The sequence below is a fragment of the Neobacillus sp. SAB-20_R2A genome (genome assembly GCF_049568635.1).
In the GTDB taxonomy this organism is placed as follows: domain Bacteria; phylum Bacillota; class Bacilli; order Bacillales; family Cytobacillaceae; genus Neobacillus; species Neobacillus citreus.
In genome coordinates this window covers 2,123,560-2,143,778 of the sequence record NZ_CP145895.1, presented here as the reverse complement: position 1 = coordinate 2,143,778, position 20,219 = coordinate 2,123,560, and the positions used below count along the sequence as shown (strand labels likewise).

Below are 20,219 nucleotides of genomic sequence, written 5' to 3'. Positions count from 1 at the left end.
GGTTCCTTGTTATTACTTCGTGTCCTTGCTGTATTCCCGCATCTGCCCAACGTTTTCATCGTCATATGCAATTAACACTAAGCCTAATTCATGTTCAAGCTGCTTTATCTTTTCCTTCTGATTTTCTGTGATATCGGCTATTTGATACATAATCCCACTCCTTGTTTAAAAGAATCATGGGATTATTATCACCTTATCTATTGGGATTATACGATACAAGCAGCTACCTTACAGTTATAATCAATTTGCGGCTTTGCTATTCTTGTTGTTTAATTCGATAATATTTACCAGCTCCTCAATAATATCGTTTAACCTCATCATGCTTGTGTCTTTATTAAGGATTAGAGAAGTTTTATAAAGCAAAATTTCTTCTTGATCACTCATAAAAAAGCCTCCATTCGATGTAAGTTCCCAAACACCATTTTCTTACTTATATATGTAATTTACACCTATTATACAACAGACCATCTTTATATGTAAATTACATATATAAAATAATCTTGAAACACAGGGACGGTTCTTGCGTCTCATATTCTGACACATGGAAACCGTTCCCGTGTTTCACCCCTGTTTCAAAAAGGAACCTGCGTCTAAGACTCAAGTTCCCTCTACGATCTTATTTGCAGCTTTTCTCGCTCTCAAGAATCGGACTAGGTTTAAAACAATTACTTTTGAAACAGCGTAGGTTGGGACTGCCAAGACCATTCCGAGTACGCCTGCCAGGTTGCCAGCAGCCAATAAAATAATGATGATCGTTGCCGGGTGTGTATCCAATGATTTACCTAAGATCATCGGTGACAGGAAGTTCCCTTCTATTTGCTGAGCGACAAGGATCACGACAATAACTAATAAAGCTTTCGTTGGTGACTCAAACAAAGCAACAAGTACAGCGGGGGCACCGCCAATGATTGGGCCTACATAAGGAATAATGTTGGTAAAGGCAACAATGATCGCCAAAATTAACGCATAGGGCAAATCAATGATTAAATAACCGATAAAAGACAAGGTTCCGACTGCCAGGGCAACCATAACCTGCCCCTGGATGTAGGCAGATAATGTCTCCCCTGTTTCTTTTAAAATCTTTAGGCCTTCATCTCTGTAACCTGCCGGAATAAAATTTGAAACGGCTTTTGGAAAATTATGACCATCCTTAAACATATAAAATAATAGAAATGGTACTGTGACAAGAATAATAGCCAGATTGGTGACCATTCCAAACAAACCAAGTAGAGCGTTCGTCAGTGTTTTTGGCAATGTATTTGCATATTCCATTAACCGTTGCTGGATCGTGTCAATAATTTCGCTTTGGGTATCCCGAAAGCTTTTAAACTCTGAAGACTTAACCATATTTTTCAAAAACTCAGTAGTCTCATGAGCAAAGACCGGCAGATTATTGGCAAGGTCCGTCGCCTGTTTAGAAACAATCGGAACCAAGCTGCTAATCGCCAACACAAGAAGGCCAATAAACCCGACATAAATGATAAGGATCGAGGCGATTCTTGGCAGCTTTTTACGTTCGAGAAAATTCACTAATGGATTTAAAAGGAAATAAAGAAATCCAGTAATCAGAATTGGAAAGAAAACCGTTGAGAAAAAGACTCCTATTGGCTTAAACATAAAGGTAATTTTTGTTGAAACGAAAATAATCGATAAAATAAGCAAAATTTGAATGAGCCAGAATTGTAATTTTGATTTTGACACGGTTTGTACCCCTTGCCTCTATATTTGGGTTAAAGTATATCAAAGTATTGGAATAATATACAGTATATTCATAGGGATTTTAATCGTTTTTTCTATGTTCTTTTTAAAAATTATTGAAGATATAGGATCACCGAATCTACTTATCGCAGTAACTGCTCATAAAATTACAGATATGAAACCCTCCTTAATGAGCATTGGCCGGCTTCCTGCTGCAACTGGGGCGCATAGTGACTCAATTTTTTAATAAAATAGCAGGTCTCAGGAAAATGATGGATTAAAAATCGTAACGTTTCCTTATTTAATAGCTTGTTTCCTTTATATTTCATTGTCATAGCATAGATAAACCTGCTCATTTCGAGTGTGGTTTTCCCGACTTCTACAGCAAAATCTGTTTGTCTTGCAAACCCCGGCTCCTTGAACCGCAAATATCCTTTTAAATGATGATTCTGAACAATGAAAGCTTGATATTTACCGATATAGAGATCGGTTTGTTTGGAAACCATAATCTCAATTGGATCAATTAAATTTTTAAATAATACAGCATGACCGAGCTGATCCTCAAGCCACAAATCCATTAATTGGACGAGACTGAGAGGAACTGGATCTGAACCTTTCACGAAATAAGTTAAGATTCTTAAATATTCCTGGTTTTCATTTAATGTACCGTTAAGGTAGGTCGGGGACAAATTCAGGTTGACTGCATTCTCAATTCTAAGAGCCTGAAGAGCTCCCTCAAATTCGAAATATCCTTTCGCAATCGGCCAGACTCTTCTTGAAAACTCCATTGCTGAAGGATCATTATGGACAACATTGGGTGATACGAGGTCTAATTGTTTCAACAAATCATCAAACAACTGTATATACTGTTCAGCCGTTTGCACGTATTCAACTTCACTCACAGATAAATGATCTCGGACAAAATAAGCATGGTCGCGAAGTACTTCTAACCAAAATACATGTTCTTCCCATAATGAAATCATATCTCCCGCCCCTTTCTTAGTTGCCCCTCACAGTAAATGTTATTGTTGGGCCGATAAGAAATGAACCATAGGGCTTATAAAAATTCATTATTCCATCACATAAACAACTATGAAAAGGTAAAAATAGAAATATCAATATTTTTAAGGGAGAATATTTTCTTGAAAAAAGCAGATAAAACACTGATGATTTTCATGACCATTTTACCATGGCTAAGCATTTCGTTATTGGGCAGGAAAACACTTAAAAGATTTCTGCCAGGCGGCATTTTTATGAGCTTATATCTGATTGCAGAAGGAAGATTTGCGGAAAAGAAAAAATGGTGGTGGTTTCCTTATTCAGTCAAACCCAATGTTTTAGCAGAATTACCGTTAATATTGGGACCTTTTTTAGCTGGCTCCCTATGGATTTTAAAATTCACCTATGGAAAGTTTAATCTATACCTTTTGGTGAATATCATTATTGACTCCATTTTTACTTTCATTGGGTTGAATTGGTTAAAGAAAATAGGATATGTTTCTTTAGTAAGACTAAATAAATTCCAACTATCCCTCGTATTTCTAATAAAATCATTCGTACTGTATGGATTTCAAGTTGTCTATGAAAAATGCTTCCCTCAAAATGAAACATAGGGACGGTTCTTGTGCCTCAAACGCAAGAACCGTCCCAAGTTTGAGTCCGGCCACACTGTTCCCTTTAAATCCGCCGATTCAAACTCTGAGTGGGCTACCCTTTCACTTTACCAAATAGTAAGGTCGCCAGCCAATTCCCTAATAAAGCATAATAATCGATTGAACCGCTCCTTCACTGAACCCCCTGTAATCAGTCAAACCAAACATATTTTCACCTTACACATAAAAAGGCCTGACTCATATTTTGAGCCAAGCCCGGACTTCATTCTTATTTTTCAAAAATGGCATTGGATAATAGACGGAACAAGTAATCTGTATGATCACGGAATCCAGCTTCTAATCCGATTAGAGTTACGTCTTTATCCTGCTCCTTCACAATTATAGCCTGACCCTTGGCATCTGCTTTTTTATTAATCCAATGACCAGCCATAAAGAAATCATCATTACTTCCTAAACTAGCAATTACTTCATCATTGCCTGTACCAGTATACCAAACCGGGCGGTAAACAAAACCAAGATCATCCTGGTCATAACCGGCAGCTACCCCGGTTCCCGAATAATTTACCTTTACGATTCCGTTACTGTTAGATCCGGCGGTGTTAATTGTATCATCAGTAAGGCCCAGTGTTTTTGTTGCGTTCGATGCCCCTGCACCAACCGCAATATATTTTCCGCCATTACCTAAGAAATCATTAACATTGTTTTTAAAAGAATCAAATTGGCTAGCAGTTTGGAAGCCAAATTCTTTATTGGCAGCTGATAATCTATCTGGCAGGGAGATTAGACTTTCTGTTCCGCTATAGACAAATACATCAAATCCGCTTAAACCATTTTCAGCCACCTCAACTGGTGTCACTTCCGTTACGGCAAAACCAAGTCGTTTAAGGGCCAGCTTCGTACCGCTATGGGACTGCTGTTTCCCCATGCCGCCATCCTTCAAGATAGCCACTTTTAAGCTCGATAATTTAGCTGCATTAGCTGATACCTTTTCAGTGCTTCCCACTTGGAGGCCAGATGCCTTGACCGCAGAAGCAATTTGATTAGCTGCTGCCTCTACATAAAAGTCACCTTTTTCATCACGCTTCACAGATACCCCTTGCTGAAGTAGTGCATTTACTAGATTAACAGCTTTTACTGAACTATTTTGTATAACAAAAGGCCCTTTTCCGGTAACCGCCCCTTGTTCTGTAACCTGGTTAACTTTTGTTGTAACTACATTCACATCATTTTGCGTTGAAATAGCTTCAAAGCCCCAAAGCCCCGGTAAGCTCCATGCTGAAATATCGTACATAGCTGGTGTATCATTTGAGATGTCCTCACCATCCCATAGCATCGTGTTGGCTAATCCAGCCTTGGCTTGATCCATTTTTACTATATAGGTACCTTTTGGATAGTTTTTTCCATCAACAATGAAACCTTTTGCCGCTTGAACCACTTCAATATCGTTTTTCAGCAAATGATTAATGGCTTTATCCGTTACAGTTGGATCCTGTTCATTGACAGGCAGGATATAAGCTTTTGGGAAGAAGCCGTCCTTATGGAACGGATGGTCAAAGTTGATTCCGCGTTTAAACATTTCAATTTGATCGGTAATCATTGCCTGCTTATTCTCTGTAGCAAATTTCAGTGCGCCCATAATGGCATCATACTGCCAGCGAACACCATCCCAATCGTTGGTCGGTGCTTCTAATGTGTGACCATAGGCACCATGGTACATCGCATACATCGGAGTAAAAATTGGCGGATAGTCATCCCAGCCAGCGGAGTCATCGCGCTGCGGAACATAAACACCCTCCATGCTCTTATACAAATTACCTGTAAAACTAGCTTGATTGGCCATGATATTGGCTTCCATTGCTTCAGCCTGCTGATACGCCCATTTATTATAAAGATCATACTCATAGTTCGGATTATGCGGTGGTGTACAAGGTTCGATTAAGCCTTGATGGTTTGGAGCATAATTTTTCACATAACCATGTGTGTCAAGGAATACCATCGGATTCCATTCTTTAATCAACTCAACCGTTTCCTGCGTTTCCGGCTGTGATTGCGTGATAAAATCACGGTTTAAATCAATTCCTTCACCGTTAAAACGGGTAGCATTGACACGGCCATCAGGATTTTGGACAACATTAAAAATTAGTATATTGTTAGCTAAAATATCTTTTGTCTCTTGATCATCCTGTGTCGCAAAGCGTTCAATTAACTGAAGAACTGCATCGCTTCCTACAAACTCTGTTCCATGTATTGAACCATTGATCATAATCGGAACTTTAAAATCTGGGTTGGCGGCAATCCAGTCTTGAGCTTTGCTTGGATTTTTAAACATTTGTTTCCTTAAAGATTGTATTTTACCAAACTTTCCTTGTGTGGTTGGGTCTGCAATGGTGACAACATAAAGAGGATTCCCGTCTGCTGATGTTCCACGAACTTCAACCTTCACACGGTTGGATTGTTTCTCAATATCTTTTAGCTTTGTGCCAATTTGCGAGAACTTAACAAAATCATAGTTCTCACTATTAAACTTGCTCCCATCTTGTTCTTCGTATGTATTAATGTTTGTCCACTTTTGACCTTCCGCATAACCAGCTGAAAATGGCACAGTGGAAACTAGACTAATAATCAACAAGCTTGCTGCAGCTTTTTTCTTTTTGTTCTTTTTCATTGATTTACCCCCTAATTTTGTATATTTACTATCTTTATTGTATTTTTATTCTATTATCAACAAATGAAATTAACATCCTACCATTTTCCTGAATTGTAAGTTAACGGAATAGGATTTAGTATCTATTATTATTAAACAGGCGTTTCCGCTGCTTAGCACCATTAATGTTTGGGCAAGGAGGGTATAATTCCGTAATTTACCATCTAGAAAAAAAGGAGCCTGAGTCTAAGACTCAAGCTCCTCTACTGATCTGGATGCAGGCAGCAAATTCCCTCACATTTAAATCAAGCACTGGAACACTGGATTCCTGTCTCAAATATCAATCATTCAACCCAATTATTACTATTGCAAAAACAATCCATCCCCTTATAGTCATCGCCATGCATAATAGGTAAGTTAATATATAGGAGAGTATATATAATCGTAGTTAAATAAATAGATAAGAAGATATTTTCCACTCCAAACACCTCATTAGTCTTTATTACTTATAGATTCAAACTATTTACTGAATGAAATTTTAATTCCGATTTATGTACTAATTCGATTTTATAATAATCAGCAGAATCAACTTCTTTTATTTCGCAAAAACCCGAAGTGTACTCATAAAGGAGAATATATTTTTTATTATTATAAAGAACGTTTTGATTTAACATTAATACAACTCCCCCTAATCAGTTATTGGTACTCATTTTATTGTATAAGCGGTTTATTAAGTAGTGATTGATTTTATGTAAAGGTTTATTAAAAAAGCTTGGTTTAGGAACTACTAAACCAAGACTTTTTTTAGTTATTCATTTTATTGAGCAATAGCCATTGGCACTAATTGTTTAATGCGCTCTTCCGCTTTATATTCAAATGGTTTCGGAAGTGTTTTTACAAAGTTAACAGTTCCCTGAAGATCTTCTGGGCCAACTTCTAAATCTGTTGCAAGATCTTTAATACCATATTTGTTATTTTGCAATTCTACTGCATTCACTTGTGAGGAAAGCAGCGGCACTGAGTTTTTCTTTTATTCATTCTAAATCACCTTTCTTGTGAAAGAAGTTTTTGAGCAGATTTTACTAGACTTACGTTAGTAGTTTAACAAGCTAATATTTAATCCTTGTATTCATTGTGTTAATTCAGTGTAAATTTGCGCTCTTTACAAAAATTTTACATAGGATTTATAGGGTTTTATTCATTTTTGGCAAATTCTATACATAAGAAACCTAAAAGGGGGAATTCGTTTATGAAACGTAAAAGAACCTATTTTATGATTGAAGATTTGGTGTTTGAAGTTGGGAAACCGGAAATTCCGGTAAAACATATAAAAAAAACACAGGTTAAAATCGAAAATGAGGAATATAAAGAATTAAGAAAAGAATTCAATGAAGATGTTTATCTTATCGTAAAGACACCTGATGGGTGGGTAATTTCAGAAAAAGGAGTAACATAAGTTATTTTTTAACATAAGAAAAAAAACTAGATAATTCATCATTATCTAGGTAATTCATCCTTATAAAATCTCTCTTTTCAGAGAATTTTTAAGCAATTTAATTTCTCCATTAGTTTTAGGAACTAATTCACTAATGTTTTCATATTTTTCGTCCCTATTTGGATTGGTTAAATCTTCAATCACATATTCCTTAAACGAGCAGCTAAATAGTTTACGCGCGATTCTTCCTTTTTCACCAATTAGGTTGAACCAGCTTTGCGCAACATAAAAAGGGTTCGTTAATATTCTATCAATAATAAAAGAAATGCTGTCCTGTTCTTCCTCTGATGTAAATTTTATTTTTGAAGAAAGGGCTAAGATAAAATAGTTTTTCGACTTATCTACTTCCAGTAATTGAAGATGGTACCTCTCACGCTGCTTTTCATTGAAGCCCTTTAGTACCGTTTCGATACTTTTATCAATATCTATTTCAAATTTACCCGCATCTCTCCAGCACGATATTCGTGGATCAAATAAAGACAGTGTTAGTATATAATATGCTGCATAGTTTTTGTGATCAAATACTTCATTGCGTTTTTTTTCATCTTCCGGTACAACAATAAATTTTTTATAGTCTGCAAAAAAATGATCCATCATATCATACACCTTCTTTCAAACCTTAATAGAATGATTGTAAACAGTTTTTCTCCTTATCTTTCAACATATCTTTTATATTTCTTTTTAAAAACTTAAATTCCTGCTTATTATTACATAAATCCACATTAATCATGGTTTTTACTAAAAAAGTCCTATCACCTGATCAAAAAATGTCGTAAGAAGGAGTAACAAAATAATCCCGATGGCATTTGCCATCGGGATCCTCTACCACTTATTAAATTACTTTTTCCTCCAAGCTCAGTTCGCCTTCCCTGTTACGGGAAAATAATTTGGCAAGGGCTTCTGGCAAGGCAATCATCGCCGGCAAAAAGACCGGAAGCAGGATAAAGCATAGGACGACAAGACCTGTGATGACGGCTATTGCCAATTCACCCAACAGGATAATTCCGGATGGCATTAGTGTAGCAAAGGTGCCACCGAGTATAATGACTGCCGATATAATGACTCCACCTGTATGTCTGGAAGCCAAAACGATTGCCTCTTTTGGCGACAGATGTTGATATTCCTTATAGCGCATCATTAAGAATATGCTATAGTCCACTCCCAAGGCTACAATGATGATGAAAGAGAAGAATGGAACAAAGGAAGAAATACCGGCATATCCCAGCCAATCTATGAAAATATAGTTAATGATAAACATTGCAGTATAATAGGCTCCTAAAAGGGACGCAGTAATGAAAACTGGTGTCCAGAACGAACGTATGACTAAGAACAAGACAAGTAATACTCCGATAATGACGATTGTGGTTGCTTTATTCAAGTCACGGCTCAAGATATCGTTCATATCATTCGTTGTGGCGCTTGGTCCTGACACACCCGACTTGGCATGTGAAAGATTTGTGCCTTTTAGTCCATTGGAAACAGCTTTATTGATCTTATTGATTGTGTTTAAAGCATCTTTAGAATAAGGGTCATTCTCTAACACAATCGTCATCTTCGTAATTTTTCGATCATTGGACATGAACACGTCTAATGATTTTTTAAAGTTTTCATCCGTCAATGCTTCCTTCGGGATAAAGAAGGTTTTACTTGTATTAAACTGTGTTAAGAAACCATTCGTCTTTCCTAAACCGTCAGAAATTTGTTGTAAACCACCGTTTACTTCTGATAGCTTTTGTCCAAACGTACTGAATCCATTGAGACCTGCTACAAGCTGCTGCTGACCTGACTTCATCTGGCCAAGTCCATTGGTGACACTATTCATATTAGTTACGATTGTACCTATTCCCGACGAAGCTTTCCCTAGGCCATCTTCCAGCTTTTTCAAACCATCCGCCATCTGGGATAAGCCGCTGCTCATGCTGGCAAGATTATTATTTGCTGTAGCAAAACCAGCCGTTACTGCATTATAATTTCCATTTAATGTGTTGATTCCTTCAGGTGTAATTTGACTTAAAGACAATGATACCTGATCAATTGTTTGCTTTAGTGCTAGGTAATTGGTGTCATTACTCGAATTTGAATAACTGCTGCCTAAAGCATCCACCATGGTCTGCATTTGCGTGAGTGCGCTTTTTACACCAAGTAGTGCCTGTGCTGCACCTTGGTAGTGGGTTCCCATCTCAGCGTAGCCAGCCTGCATTTTTCCATAATTATCTGCTAACACCGCTACTCCACTGCTCATCTTTGACAAATTCGTTTGGATGGCAGCAATGCCGCTCATAATCGTTTGGGAGTTGCTTGATCCACCATCTATTCCGGATTGGATTTGCTTTAATCCATTTGTTAGGGCGGTCATACCTTCTTGAAGCTTTGCTGTACCATCCACCATTTGGTTAACCTGTGAAAAGTCCGCAGATCCCAATTTTTCTTGAGCAAGCTTCAAGCCATCATTTATTTGATCCACACCATCTTGAGTTTTTGAAATACCATCCGTTACAGACCCCATTTGACTGTCGACGTAAAAACCAGCAATTGGCTCTCCTTGAGGTTGTGTTGCTGAAGAAACCTGCTTAACCCCATTAATACTCTTGAGTCTCTCAGTCAAGTCATCAATGACGGCAAGTGACTCATTATTATCTAGTGTTTTATTATTTTCAATGACAACAGTAGCTGGCATTGCCTGGCCTTTGCCAAAATGGTCCGCCACAATATTAAATCCTTTGGAAGAAGGATATTTATTACCAAGTTCTCCAATGGTATCAAAGTTGAGCTTTTCCTGATGTAAATACACCATTGGCCCTATGATCAAAAGTAATACAACGACTGTTATAATAGGATGCTTTGTTCCAAAGGAGGATGTTTTCCCCCAGAACTTGTTTTCCTTATGGCCCAATACATTCTTTGAAGGCCAGAAGAGCTTCTTGCCTAAAACTTTCATAATAAATGGTGTTAAGGTCAAAATTTCAAGCAATAGTATGGTTACACCTATCACGACAACCACACCGGATTTATAAATTGGTGATTCGGCAAAAACGAGAGCAAGAAACGCGATAAATACCGTTAGAATACTATACGCAATCGTTTTACCCGCCGTTTTATAGGTGATTACGATGGAATCATCAATCGAGTTACCATGGGATAGTTCCTCCCTAAATCGATTGAAAAGAAGGATGTTGTAATCTGTACCGATACCAAAAAGAATGAGTATAAGAAGCATTTGGGTCAGACTTGTTATCGGAAACCCTGCTTTATCAATTAATTGAGCGGCGATTCCCATCGAACATAAATAGGAAAAGGCTACTGCTATTAAGGAAATAAAAGGTGTAACTACTGACCTGAATGCAAGGATAAGGACAACTAAAATAAAAATAACGGTCAATGCAGCACTCTTCTCGACTCCTGCTTGTGATGCCTTCAAATAATCATTATTGATAAAATCTTCACCGCTAAGATAATATTCAACAGGTACTTTACTAAGCTTGCTGTCTAGTTGTTTTTTTATATCATCAATTTCTCTTGCTTTCTTATCGAGCTTGAAGCTCACCATCAGTGTGGTACCATCTTTAGAAATTAAAGAGCTTTTTGCTTCAGGTATACTGAAAGGATCAATCATGTTTGCAATACCCAGCTCTGAGCTGTCATCGCTTATGGCCTTTACAGCATCACCAATTTTTTTCATGTCATCAGTAGAAATTTTATGTTTATCGTAAAAAACGATAATGTTGTTCGTACCTTTAGTGGTCTCCATCTTTTTCAGGATCTGGTCTGCGATGGCTGAAGGACTGTCATTACTCGTTCCTTGCTGTCCTTTTTGTCGCAATATGGCATTGATATCCGGTTGAATGGCCGTAAGCAATATGGTCGCAATTAACCAAATGGCAAATATTGCCCAACGTCTTTTTATGATTGTTTTCACCTTGCAGCTCCCTCCCATGTTGTTTTTTAATGCTTAAGTTCCCTGTTGGTTTCTCTCGGAAAGTATAAAACATCAAAAAATCCTTTTTCACAATAGTCACTATAGCAAGGTGGAAAGATGGGTTCAAAGAGCAAAAAAGAACGAGCGTGTTAAAATAATACATTTAAAGTAATTTGTATTATTAATTCACCACCTGATTAAAGATTTCGAACAACTCGTCTTTCTGGTAATTATATTCTTTACTCATCCAATTCTGTAAAATGGTCATAAATGAAGTGGCATATAAGTCACAAATGACATCAGGATACTTCGACTGATTGATCTTTTTAGAAATGGGATCGTTTTCTGTTTTGGAATGTTCCCGTATAATATCACTTGCAATTTTCACCATGCTTTTGAATAAAATATGTCCATCAGACCCTAATAAAGTATTTTCAAATAACACGGAGTTTTTTTCTACATAATCAACAAGTAGTTTAAATGGGTCAGCATTCGATTTTTTATTCAACTGAATAATCTCTTCAGATAAATGATAAATAAAATCCTTGAGTAAACTGTATTTATCTTCATAATAACGATAAAACGTGGTGCGATGAATTAAGGCATCATCACATATTTCCTGAATCGTGATGGACGAAAATCGTTTCGTTTGCAGAACATGAATAAAGCTCTGGATGATTTGGCGTCTCGTGCGTTCGGTTGTATAGTTCATAGTGCACATTCCTTATATAAATTTTTTTAAGGATTATCGAAATACTATCGAATTATATTGTACGTACTAGTTATACTAAATGGCAATTTCACAAACAAAAAATCGGTATTGGATGAATCCTCTCACCATTCTTTTGGAGAATTACCTTGTTGCTCAAAAACTTTTACAGGGCTAAAATAATATTTATATTAATTTTTTGTTGATAATTAAATGGGAATAGAATGAAAGAATTTACAACTCAGTATTTTATAATGAAGGAACATGATGTAATTGAATATGTTAAAACAATGCTAACTTTTCAATCGTGATGCTGACCTTACTTGTAAAGGGAGATTGCTGGCAAACTGTATGAACTCTTCAATAGTTCTTGAAACGGATTGGGTCTCCATATTTTTCACCTCTACATGTTTTTCCAAGGCTGAAGCATTGTTTTTAACTAGCTTTTGAACCAAGAGTATAGCATTTTAATATTATATAAAATTATCAATAGATAGCAAGACAAGAATGGTCCGCTTAATTGTTATGAACTAAAAAAGGCCATAGGTATATTCCCTAAGAGCCTGATAACATTTTATAAGTATTCCTTTAATTAATCAGCGAACTCATGTAAGACCAATGCTGATAATTTAATTCCCTCCAAGAAGTCAGATATAAAAATATTTTCATTTGGGGCATGGTTTTTCGAATTGGAGTTTCCAACTCCAAAACCAACGGAAGGAATTCCGAATTTTTGACAAAGCTTATACATTGGACCTGTACCTGCTTGGGATCTTAACACCTGCGGTTCTTTATTATAAAATTTGGTTGCACTTTTGATTACTTTATCAACAAGTGGATCCGTTATGTTTGTAACAGCAGCGCGCTGGCCTTTTAATGGAATAATTTCAATATCTTGAAATCCATGCTTATCCAAATGTTTTCTCAGTAGTGTGAGTATTTCTCCGGGATCTTGTTCTGAAACTAATCGAAAGTCAAGTTTCACTTTTGCTTTCGAAGGCAAAACGGTTTTGGCCCCTTCGTCTGTATAGCCAGATTCAATCCCACATATAGTGCACGTGGGCTGATAAATAAGCTTTTCCTTTAGGGCAAAACCTGTTAAATGATTTACATAATGCTTAACACCTAATTGTTCTAGTTCCTCTTTCTCTAGATATTCAATTCCTTCTGTTAAAGCTCTTTCTTCGTCCGTTAATGGCAAGATGCGATTATAAAAGCCATCGATGAGAATCTCTTCTTTTTCGTTTTTTAATGTGGAAAGTGCCCAAACTAATCTCCATGCAGGATTTTCAATAATTGCTGCTTTGGCGGAATGTAAATCCGTATTGGCACCTTGTGCACAAAGTTCGACATAGAGCATCCCCTTACAACCGAGGCTAATTTGAAGGGTGCCATCAATCGATTTAAACCCATTTTCCCAAATACACCCATCTGACGCTATCATCTCGACATGATTATCGGCAAACCATTCTAGATTCGGGCTTCCTACTTCTTCTTCGCCTTCAATAATAAACTTTATGTTCACAGGGAGTTCCCCATATACCTTTTGATAGGCATGAACGGCACAAATTCTAGATAATAACGTTCCTTTATTATCAGCCACTCCTCTTGCAAATAGTTTCCCTTCCCTTATTTCCGGAGAAAAGGGAGGGCTTTCCCACAATTCAACCGGATCCTCAGGCTGTACATCATAATGATTGTAAAATGACAAAGTCTTTTTCTTAGAACTATTTAATTCACCAAAAATAATTGGATTTCCGGGAGTTTCAATAATTTCGACTTTTGCATTTAAATCATCTAAATGATTTTTTACTAGATTAATGGTCTCTCTGATAACTCTATTTTGTACAGCTACACTTGGCTGTTTGCATAATTCAATTAACCAATCCAAATACATGTCTTTATGATCTTCTATAAATTGATACACTTTTTCCATTTGTAATCCTCCAAACGATTGTTAAATAAAACAATCAGTGGATTTTACCAAAGTTCCACTGATTGCCTGTCATGTTGAATTTATTATTTTATGTGACGACTTATTGATCGTAATGGATACTATGAATTCGTTCTCTTTGTAAGCAACGGTTCTACTACATTCTCAATCCCCACAAGACCTAATACTGTTAAGAATAGTTTCTGTACTCCAAAATAAGCGTCCTTTGGATCGTAGAATTCATTTAAAGTGTGATACCCTCCTGAATCTCCCCCTCCGCCAAGCGTAACGGCTGGAATTCCTAAATAAATCGGAATATTGGAGTCCGTACTTACAGCAGCGGTTAAAAATGGTTCAAATCCGAGTGCTGATGTGGCAGCTGCGGAAGCTTGCACGATAATGGAATTAGGACTTTGAGAACCTGCAGGGCGATCCCCGACTTGTTCAATATTAACAGTTATATCATTCGATTTTGCCCAGCGCATATTCTCTTCTTCCACTGCTTGATGGAGAATATTTAATAATCTTTGTTCCAATTTTACTAACTCGTCTTGCGCGTTAGAGCGTATATCAACTAGCATTTCTCCCTTTTCTGCAATGGTATTAACGGATGTTCCTCCATTAATGACCCCTACATTAAAGGTAGTTTTGGGATCCGTTGGAGTCTCGATATTAGCGATTCTTGTAATGGCTCTGCCCATTGCATGGATGGGACTTGGAGTTCCAAAGTCTCCGAAGCTATGACCACCTGGTCCTTGATAAGTGACTTTATATCTTTTACTGCCTGTACCTAAGAAAGTAATTCGATTAGCTTCCCCAGGTTCAATGGAGATAAAGCCATCAATATCCTTTCTATTCATAAACAATGCCTTGACGCCGCGCAAGTCACCTAGCCCCTCTTCACCCACAGTTGCACCAATAATCAGGTCACCTGCTGTTTGAATATTAGTCCTATTTAATGCCCTGGTCAAGGAAAGAACAACAGCCAGTCCTCTTCCATCGTCTGCAATTCCAGGAGCATACACTTTTCCATCAATTCGCTTTGCTTTCGTATCTGTTCCATCTGGAAAAACAGTATCGAGGTGTGCACAAACAACTAATTTGGGACCGTCTCCACATCCCGGTCGGATTCCAAATACATTTCCCACTTCATCTACTACAATATCCCGAATTCCAAGCTTCTCTAATTTATCTTTGTAGTACCTGCCTCTGTTATCTTCCATAAAAGTAGGTGCTTCGATGTTTGTAAGTTCAATTTGTTCTTCTGTTGTGTTGTCATTGTCTTCCCTTAAAAAGGAAAGTCCTTCCTTTACTTTGGAATCAGAAAGTAGTGCTTTATATACACGGTCAACCTGTTCACTAATGATCGATTTTTCCATGACTGTTTCATTAAACATTCATTAAATCCTCCATTTTGTTAAATTTATTTAATTTAAATATTGCTTAAAAAATTCCACTGTTCTCGTATGCAGAATGATATGATTTTCAATCTTTTCAGTTTGATGTCCCTCATCTTCAAATACAATTAAATCTACCGTTTGATTACGGTTCACCATATCCCTTACGAGCTGTTCAGCTTCACTGACAGGAACTCGAGTGTCATTTCTACCGTGCACAACTAATAATGGTGCTTTGATTTTATCCGAATGATTCAGCGGTGCAATTTCCTCAAAGAATTCACTATAGACCTCAAGTGAACCATATTCACATTCTCTTAGGTACCGTCTCCACTCACCTGTATTCTTTAAGAAAGTTTTAAAATTTGATATTCCTACAATATTTACACCGGCAGCCCAGAGGTCTGGATAATGTGTGACAGCAGCAAGAACCATAAATCCACCATAGCTTCTTCCCATAACCCCTATTTTCTTCGGATCGACTCCATGTGATTTAATCAAGGCTTTTACTAACCAAGCAAGATCTTGAACTGAATCCATTCTTTTGTCAGCATCATCAAGCTTTAGGTATGCCCTGCCATAGCCATTACTGCCGCGAACATTGGGCGCTGCAACAGCAAAACCTTGGCTAACTAAATATTGAATAACAGGGTGATATTCAGCCCTTGTCTGGCTTTCTGGGCCACCATGTACATAAATAACTGCTGGCTTATTTACGTCATCACCTTGGTTATAGAAAAAATAAGGAATCTCTATTCCATCAAACGATTTAAAAGAGCATAACTCTGCATCTTTGCATTTTTGTCCAATTCCATTACCATCTCCTACAAAAGTTAACCTGGTCAAAATCTTAGAATCTACATTATACTTCCATATATCCCCTGGAGAAGTTGGTGTTTTTAATGAAAATACGAATTCCAAACTATTTAACCATGAAAGAGAATTAATGACTCCCTTAGGAATATCATCAAGAACAACATGCATGTTGGAATTTGGAAAATAAAGACCTAATTTGGAAACACCGCCTTGATTAATCGTAAAAGCTAGGGTTTGGTTAGTGGGCGAAAGTACTGCTTCCTCCATGTCACATTTTGGAATTTGTAGAACTTTCTCCATTTTTCCCGGGTTCGAGAAGGAAAATTGACACAGGTGGAGGGTGTCTTCATTAATATCAGTCAGTATGTAAGCTTTATCTTTTTCTTTTGTCACAGCAATTGATTTATATCGAGCAAGCGAATGCGCCTTGCCAATTCGGTATTTTGCTTTTGTTTTCACATTAATACAATAGATCGCGTTATCGATATTTGTTTCTTGAATGCTAACAAGTAAATTCTCATGATCAATCCAATTAAGAGGTGTGCAATACCCATCATTGGTAAAGATTGTATCAACTTCATTAGTTTCAATATGAATGACAAATACATCAAAATACCCTGGATGACGACGATTACTAGAATAAGATAGATATTCACCATTTGGTGAAAAGCCCCCAATATAATGAAAATGATCGGTGGAATAGACCAGTTTCTCCAGAATCCCTTCATCAGCTTTATACAGATATAATTGTTGTTTCTCATTACCCTTAAAATCTACACCCACCACAACTTTACCGCCTGCCGGAGAGTGACAAACATCTATTACTCGATCTTCTGTTTCTATATAACGGACAGGTACCTGAGTACTATCTAAAGTCCATACTTGGGGAAGCCCTGTTATTTTTGATATAAACGTAAATCTTTCACTTCCCGGAATTACCTTTGATTGATAAGCGGAATTCACCGTTAAGAAGCTTATCAATTCTTTATCTTGAAAAGACACATATCTCATCCTCTCTTTTCACACATACGCTCCAGTCACTAATCATATAAATGGCAGGCAATAAAATGCTCCTCTTGCAATTCTTTCTTAATAGGTTTTTCTATTTTACAACGATCCATGGCATATGGGCAGCGTGTATGGAAAATACATCCTGAAGGCGGGTTCAATGGTGATGGTATTTCACCTTTTAGTGTAATTCTTTCTCTTTTTATTCTCGGATTAGGCGTCGGAACTGCCGACAGCAAAGCCTGAGTATAAGGATGTAATGGCGTAGCAAATAGCTTATCTGTCGGAGCTTCCTCCATTAATTCACCTAAATACATGACACCGATACGATCTGATATATGTCGAACAACGCTTATGTCATGGGCAATGAATAAATATGTCAATTTAAATTCTTCTTGGAGCTCCTGCATTAAATTAATGATCTGCGATTGAATGGACACATCAAGCGCTGACACAGGTTCATCACAAATAACTAATTTCGGATTGGCAATTAAAGCACGCGCCATTCCTATTCTTTGTCTTTGACCACCGGAGAACTCATGCGGATATCGGTAATATTGTTCAGTTTGCAACCCTACCTTTTGCATGATATCCATCACTTTTTCAGTATGTTCTTTTCGATTTCCAATTGAATGTATTATTAATGGTTCTTCTAACGTTTTCCCAATTCTTTTTCTCGGATTTAAAGAAGAATAGGGATCTTGAAAAACCATTTGTATTTCTTTTCTAATTTTCCGAAGGTCTCTTCCCGACTGTTGAAAAATATCTGTTCCATTGTAAACAGCACTGCCACCGGTAGGCTCGGTTAATCTCATAATGGTCCTGCCTGTTGTGCTTTTTCCACAACCAGACTCCCCAACAAGCCCAAATGTCTCTCCTTCATATAATCGGAAGGAAACATTATTTACCGCCTTAACATAATTTTTTGTTCCGCCAAGCCTGCCTAAAGGACCTCTAACAGGAAAATACTTTTGCAGCCCTTGGATATCTAGTAATATATCTTTCTCTTTATTAACTTGTAGGGACATGACCATCCTCCTGTTCCTGTAAGATTTTCTCAAAATTCCAGCATCTCACTTTTTGGTTACCTTTATATTGTTGAAGTTCGGGAGGATGATTGTTGCACATTTCATCGGCATAGGAACAACGGGCTGCGAATCGGCATCCTTTTGGTACATTATTGAGTGACGGCACCATCCCTTCAATAACGTGTAATTTTACCGAGCGGTCGCCATCTATCTGCGGAATTGATTTAATTAATCCTTTGGTATATGGATGGAGTGGATTTTCAAAAAGATCATGGACGTCTGCTTCCTCAACGATTTGTCCTAAATACATGACGACAACTCTACTGCATAACTCCGCTACTACACCTAAATCATGAGTAATAAAAATAACTCCCATATCAAATCTTTTATTTAGATCTGAGATCAAATCCAGAATTTGCGCCTGAATGGTTACATCTAAAGCCGTCGTTGGTTCATCAGCAATAAGCAACTTAGGCTGGCATGCGAGAGTCATCGCAATCATTGCACGCTGCCTCATTCCGCCAGATAGGTTATGAGGATATTCATGAACCCGTTTTTCAGGTGACGGAATGCCTGTCAGACGGAGCATTTCAACAGCCTTTTGATAGGCTTCTTTTTTGGAGACCCTTTGGTGTAAAAGAATCGCTTCGGCAATTTGGAAACCAATGGTAAGAACAGGATTTAATGAACTTAATGGATCCTGAAAGATCATAGAAATATCATTACCCCGAACCTGCTGCATTTTTGATTTTGATAGTTTTAATAAATCGACTTCATTATTAAAAAGGATTTCTCCCTCATATTGAACTAAATTTTTTTCATCAAATAATCGAAGGATTGATTGTGAAGTCACACTTTTCCCACAGCCTGACTCCCCAACAACGCCAAGTATTTCCCCTCTTTTAACGCTGAAGGAAATTCCATCGACTGCTGTAACCCGTCCCCGTTCTGTATAGAAATGTGTTTTTAAATCTTTAACTTCCAACAGTGATGTTGAACTCATCCTTTCCCCTCCAATTCTCCAAGATTACAATTCCTCATTTTCGCTTTTTTCCTTTCGTTATGTGAGGATCAATCAGATCTCTTAACCCATCACCTAATAAATTCAGTCCTAAAACAGAGAGGACAATTAATATTCCTGGAAATACAGTCATCCACCACGCGTTAAAAATTACAACTTTCCCGTCATATAATATATTGCCCCAGCTTGGATCAGGGGCTGGAATTCCAGCTCCTAAGAAGCTCAAAGCAGCCTCCGTAATAATGGCATCAGCAAAAATAAATGAAGCTTGAACAACAAGTGGTGATATGGTATTAGGCGCAATATGAAGTGCAATAATTCTCCACGTACTCGCACCTTGGGACTTGATGGCTTCAATATATGTTTCTTCACGAATGATTAGTGCCGTTGAGCGAACAACCCGCGCTACATTTGGAATAAAAACAATCGTTAGGGCAATAATAACATTTTGCTGCAATGGGCCTAGTGCTGCCATTAAAGCAATAGCAAGCAGGACCCCAGGTATGGCCATTAAGCCATCACATATACGCATAAGAATATTGTCTAATAGTTGATAATAGCTAGCCAATAAACCGATAATTAGACCGAATAAACAAGCGAAGAAAGCAACGGCCATTCCAACGCCTAATGAGATACGGGCACCATATGCAATTCTAGAAAGTAAATCCCGGCCAAAATTATCCGTTCCTAACAAATGCTCACTGCTTGGTGCCTTTAATCTATTTGTCACTTCCATTTCATATGGTGTGTGTGGTACTAAAAGCGGACCCAATAGTGCGATTAAGGATAGAAGAAGTATGATAATACCGCCAGTAACAATGGCTTTATTTGATTTAATTCTTTGGAATAATAATCGTCTTTGTTCACTTTTTAGCTTTTGTTTTGTATCTATAATCGTTGAACTGACTAATTCTTTTCTTTCAAGTACACTCATTTTTTTC

Annotated in this window: 17 protein-coding genes; 2 read left to right on the top strand and 15 right to left on the bottom strand. The window is 37.4% G+C overall.

The genetic code is table 11. The features are described from left to right. Positions 1–12 precede the first annotated feature (12 nt). The 4 genes from V5M37_RS10600 to V5M37_RS10585 all read right to left on the bottom strand — a co-directional run bounded on the left by V5M37_RS10600 (position 13) and on the right by V5M37_RS10585 (position 2,681). A complete protein-coding gene (locus tag V5M37_RS10600; protein WP_423801881.1) occupies positions 13–150 on the bottom strand; it encodes a hypothetical protein in 138 nt (45 codons plus the stop codon). Positions 151–240: 90 nt separating this feature from the next. Beyond that, positions 241–384, bottom strand: a complete 144-nt coding sequence (locus tag V5M37_RS10595) for a hypothetical protein (RefSeq protein ID WP_423801880.1) — start codon at positions 382–384, stop codon at positions 241–243. 213 nt (positions 385–597) lie between these two features. Then, complete coding sequence (locus V5M37_RS10590) at positions 598–1,701, bottom strand: AI-2E family transporter (protein ID WP_423801879.1); 1,104 nt, start codon at positions 1,699–1,701, stop codon at positions 598–600. Between the two features lie 164 nt (positions 1,702–1,865). Beyond that, positions 1,866–2,681 carry a DUF2935 domain-containing protein gene (locus V5M37_RS10585; protein WP_423801878.1) on the bottom strand — a complete coding sequence of 272 codons (816 nt, stop codon included), beginning with the start codon at positions 2,679–2,681 and terminating at the stop codon, positions 1,866–1,868. A 159-nt stretch (positions 2,682–2,840) separates the two neighbouring features. Between V5M37_RS10585 and V5M37_RS10580 the strand changes: the two genes are divergently transcribed. Further along, a complete protein-coding gene (locus V5M37_RS10580; protein WP_423801877.1) occupies positions 2,841–3,311 on the top strand; it encodes a hypothetical protein in 471 nt (156 codons plus the stop codon). 268 nt (positions 3,312–3,579) lie between these two features. Here V5M37_RS10580 and V5M37_RS10575 read toward each other — a convergent pair whose 3' ends face one another. Continuing rightward, positions 3,580–5,976 (bottom strand): M14 family zinc carboxypeptidase, encoded by a 2,397-nt coding sequence (locus V5M37_RS10575; RefSeq protein ID WP_423801876.1) that lies wholly within the window; start codon positions 5,974–5,976, stop codon positions 3,580–3,582. Positions 5,977–6,772: 796 nt separating this feature from the next. Further along, positions 6,773–6,973 (bottom strand): hypothetical protein, encoded by a 201-nt coding sequence (locus V5M37_RS10570; RefSeq protein ID WP_423801875.1) that lies wholly within the window; start codon positions 6,971–6,973, stop codon positions 6,773–6,775. 231 nt (positions 6,974–7,204) lie between these two features. On the opposite strand from V5M37_RS10570, the gene V5M37_RS10565 reads away from it, so the two are divergent. Continuing rightward, on the top strand, positions 7,205–7,411 hold the full coding sequence (locus V5M37_RS10565) for a hypothetical protein (protein ID WP_423801874.1): 207 nt from the start codon (positions 7,205–7,207) through the stop codon (positions 7,409–7,411). A 60-nt stretch (positions 7,412–7,471) separates the two neighbouring features. On the opposite strand, the gene V5M37_RS10560 is transcribed toward V5M37_RS10565, so the two are convergent. The 9 genes from V5M37_RS10560 to V5M37_RS10520 all read right to left on the bottom strand — a co-directional run bounded on the left by V5M37_RS10560 (position 7,472) and on the right by V5M37_RS10520 (position 20,212). After that, positions 7,472–8,047, bottom strand: a complete 576-nt coding sequence (locus V5M37_RS10560) for a hypothetical protein (RefSeq protein ID WP_423801873.1) — start codon at positions 8,045–8,047, stop codon at positions 7,472–7,474. A gap of 235 nt (positions 8,048–8,282) precedes the next feature. After that, positions 8,283–11,366, bottom strand: coding sequence for an MMPL family transporter (locus tag V5M37_RS10555; protein ID WP_423801872.1), 3,084 nt, complete (start codon positions 11,364–11,366; stop codon positions 8,283–8,285). Positions 11,367–11,547: 181 nt separating this feature from the next. Continuing rightward, entirely contained in the window at positions 11,548–12,078 is a 531-nt protein-coding gene (locus tag V5M37_RS10550) for a TetR/AcrR family transcriptional regulator (RefSeq protein WP_423801871.1), read from the bottom strand. A gap of 589 nt (positions 12,079–12,667) precedes the next feature. Continuing rightward, positions 12,668–14,011, bottom strand: a complete 1,344-nt coding sequence (locus V5M37_RS10545; RefSeq protein WP_423801870.1) for a M20/M25/M40 family metallo-hydrolase — start codon at positions 14,009–14,011, stop codon at positions 12,668–12,670. A 119-nt stretch (positions 14,012–14,130) separates the two neighbouring features. After that, complete coding sequence (locus V5M37_RS10540; RefSeq protein WP_423801869.1) at positions 14,131–15,405, bottom strand: M20/M25/M40 family metallo-hydrolase; 1,275 nt, start codon at positions 15,403–15,405, stop codon at positions 14,131–14,133. 30 nt (positions 15,406–15,435) lie between these two features. Further along, positions 15,436–17,223 carry a S9 family peptidase gene (locus tag V5M37_RS10535; protein WP_423801868.1) on the bottom strand — a complete coding sequence of 596 codons (1,788 nt, stop codon included), beginning with the start codon at positions 17,221–17,223 and terminating at the stop codon, positions 15,436–15,438. Between the two features lie 38 nt (positions 17,224–17,261). Further along, on the bottom strand, positions 17,262–18,257 hold the full coding sequence (locus tag V5M37_RS10530; protein ID WP_423801867.1) for an ABC transporter ATP-binding protein: 996 nt from the start codon (positions 18,255–18,257) through the stop codon (positions 17,262–17,264). Further along, positions 18,241–19,260 (bottom strand): ABC transporter ATP-binding protein, encoded by a 1,020-nt coding sequence (locus tag V5M37_RS10525; protein ID WP_423801866.1) that lies wholly within the window; start codon positions 19,258–19,260, stop codon positions 18,241–18,243. The genes V5M37_RS10530 and V5M37_RS10525 overlap by 17 nt, the downstream gene beginning before the upstream one ends. A gap of 34 nt (positions 19,261–19,294) precedes the next feature. After that, entirely contained in the window at positions 19,295–20,212 is a 918-nt protein-coding gene (locus tag V5M37_RS10520; protein WP_423801865.1) for an ABC transporter permease, read from the bottom strand. Positions 20,213–20,219: the final 7 nt, after the last annotated feature.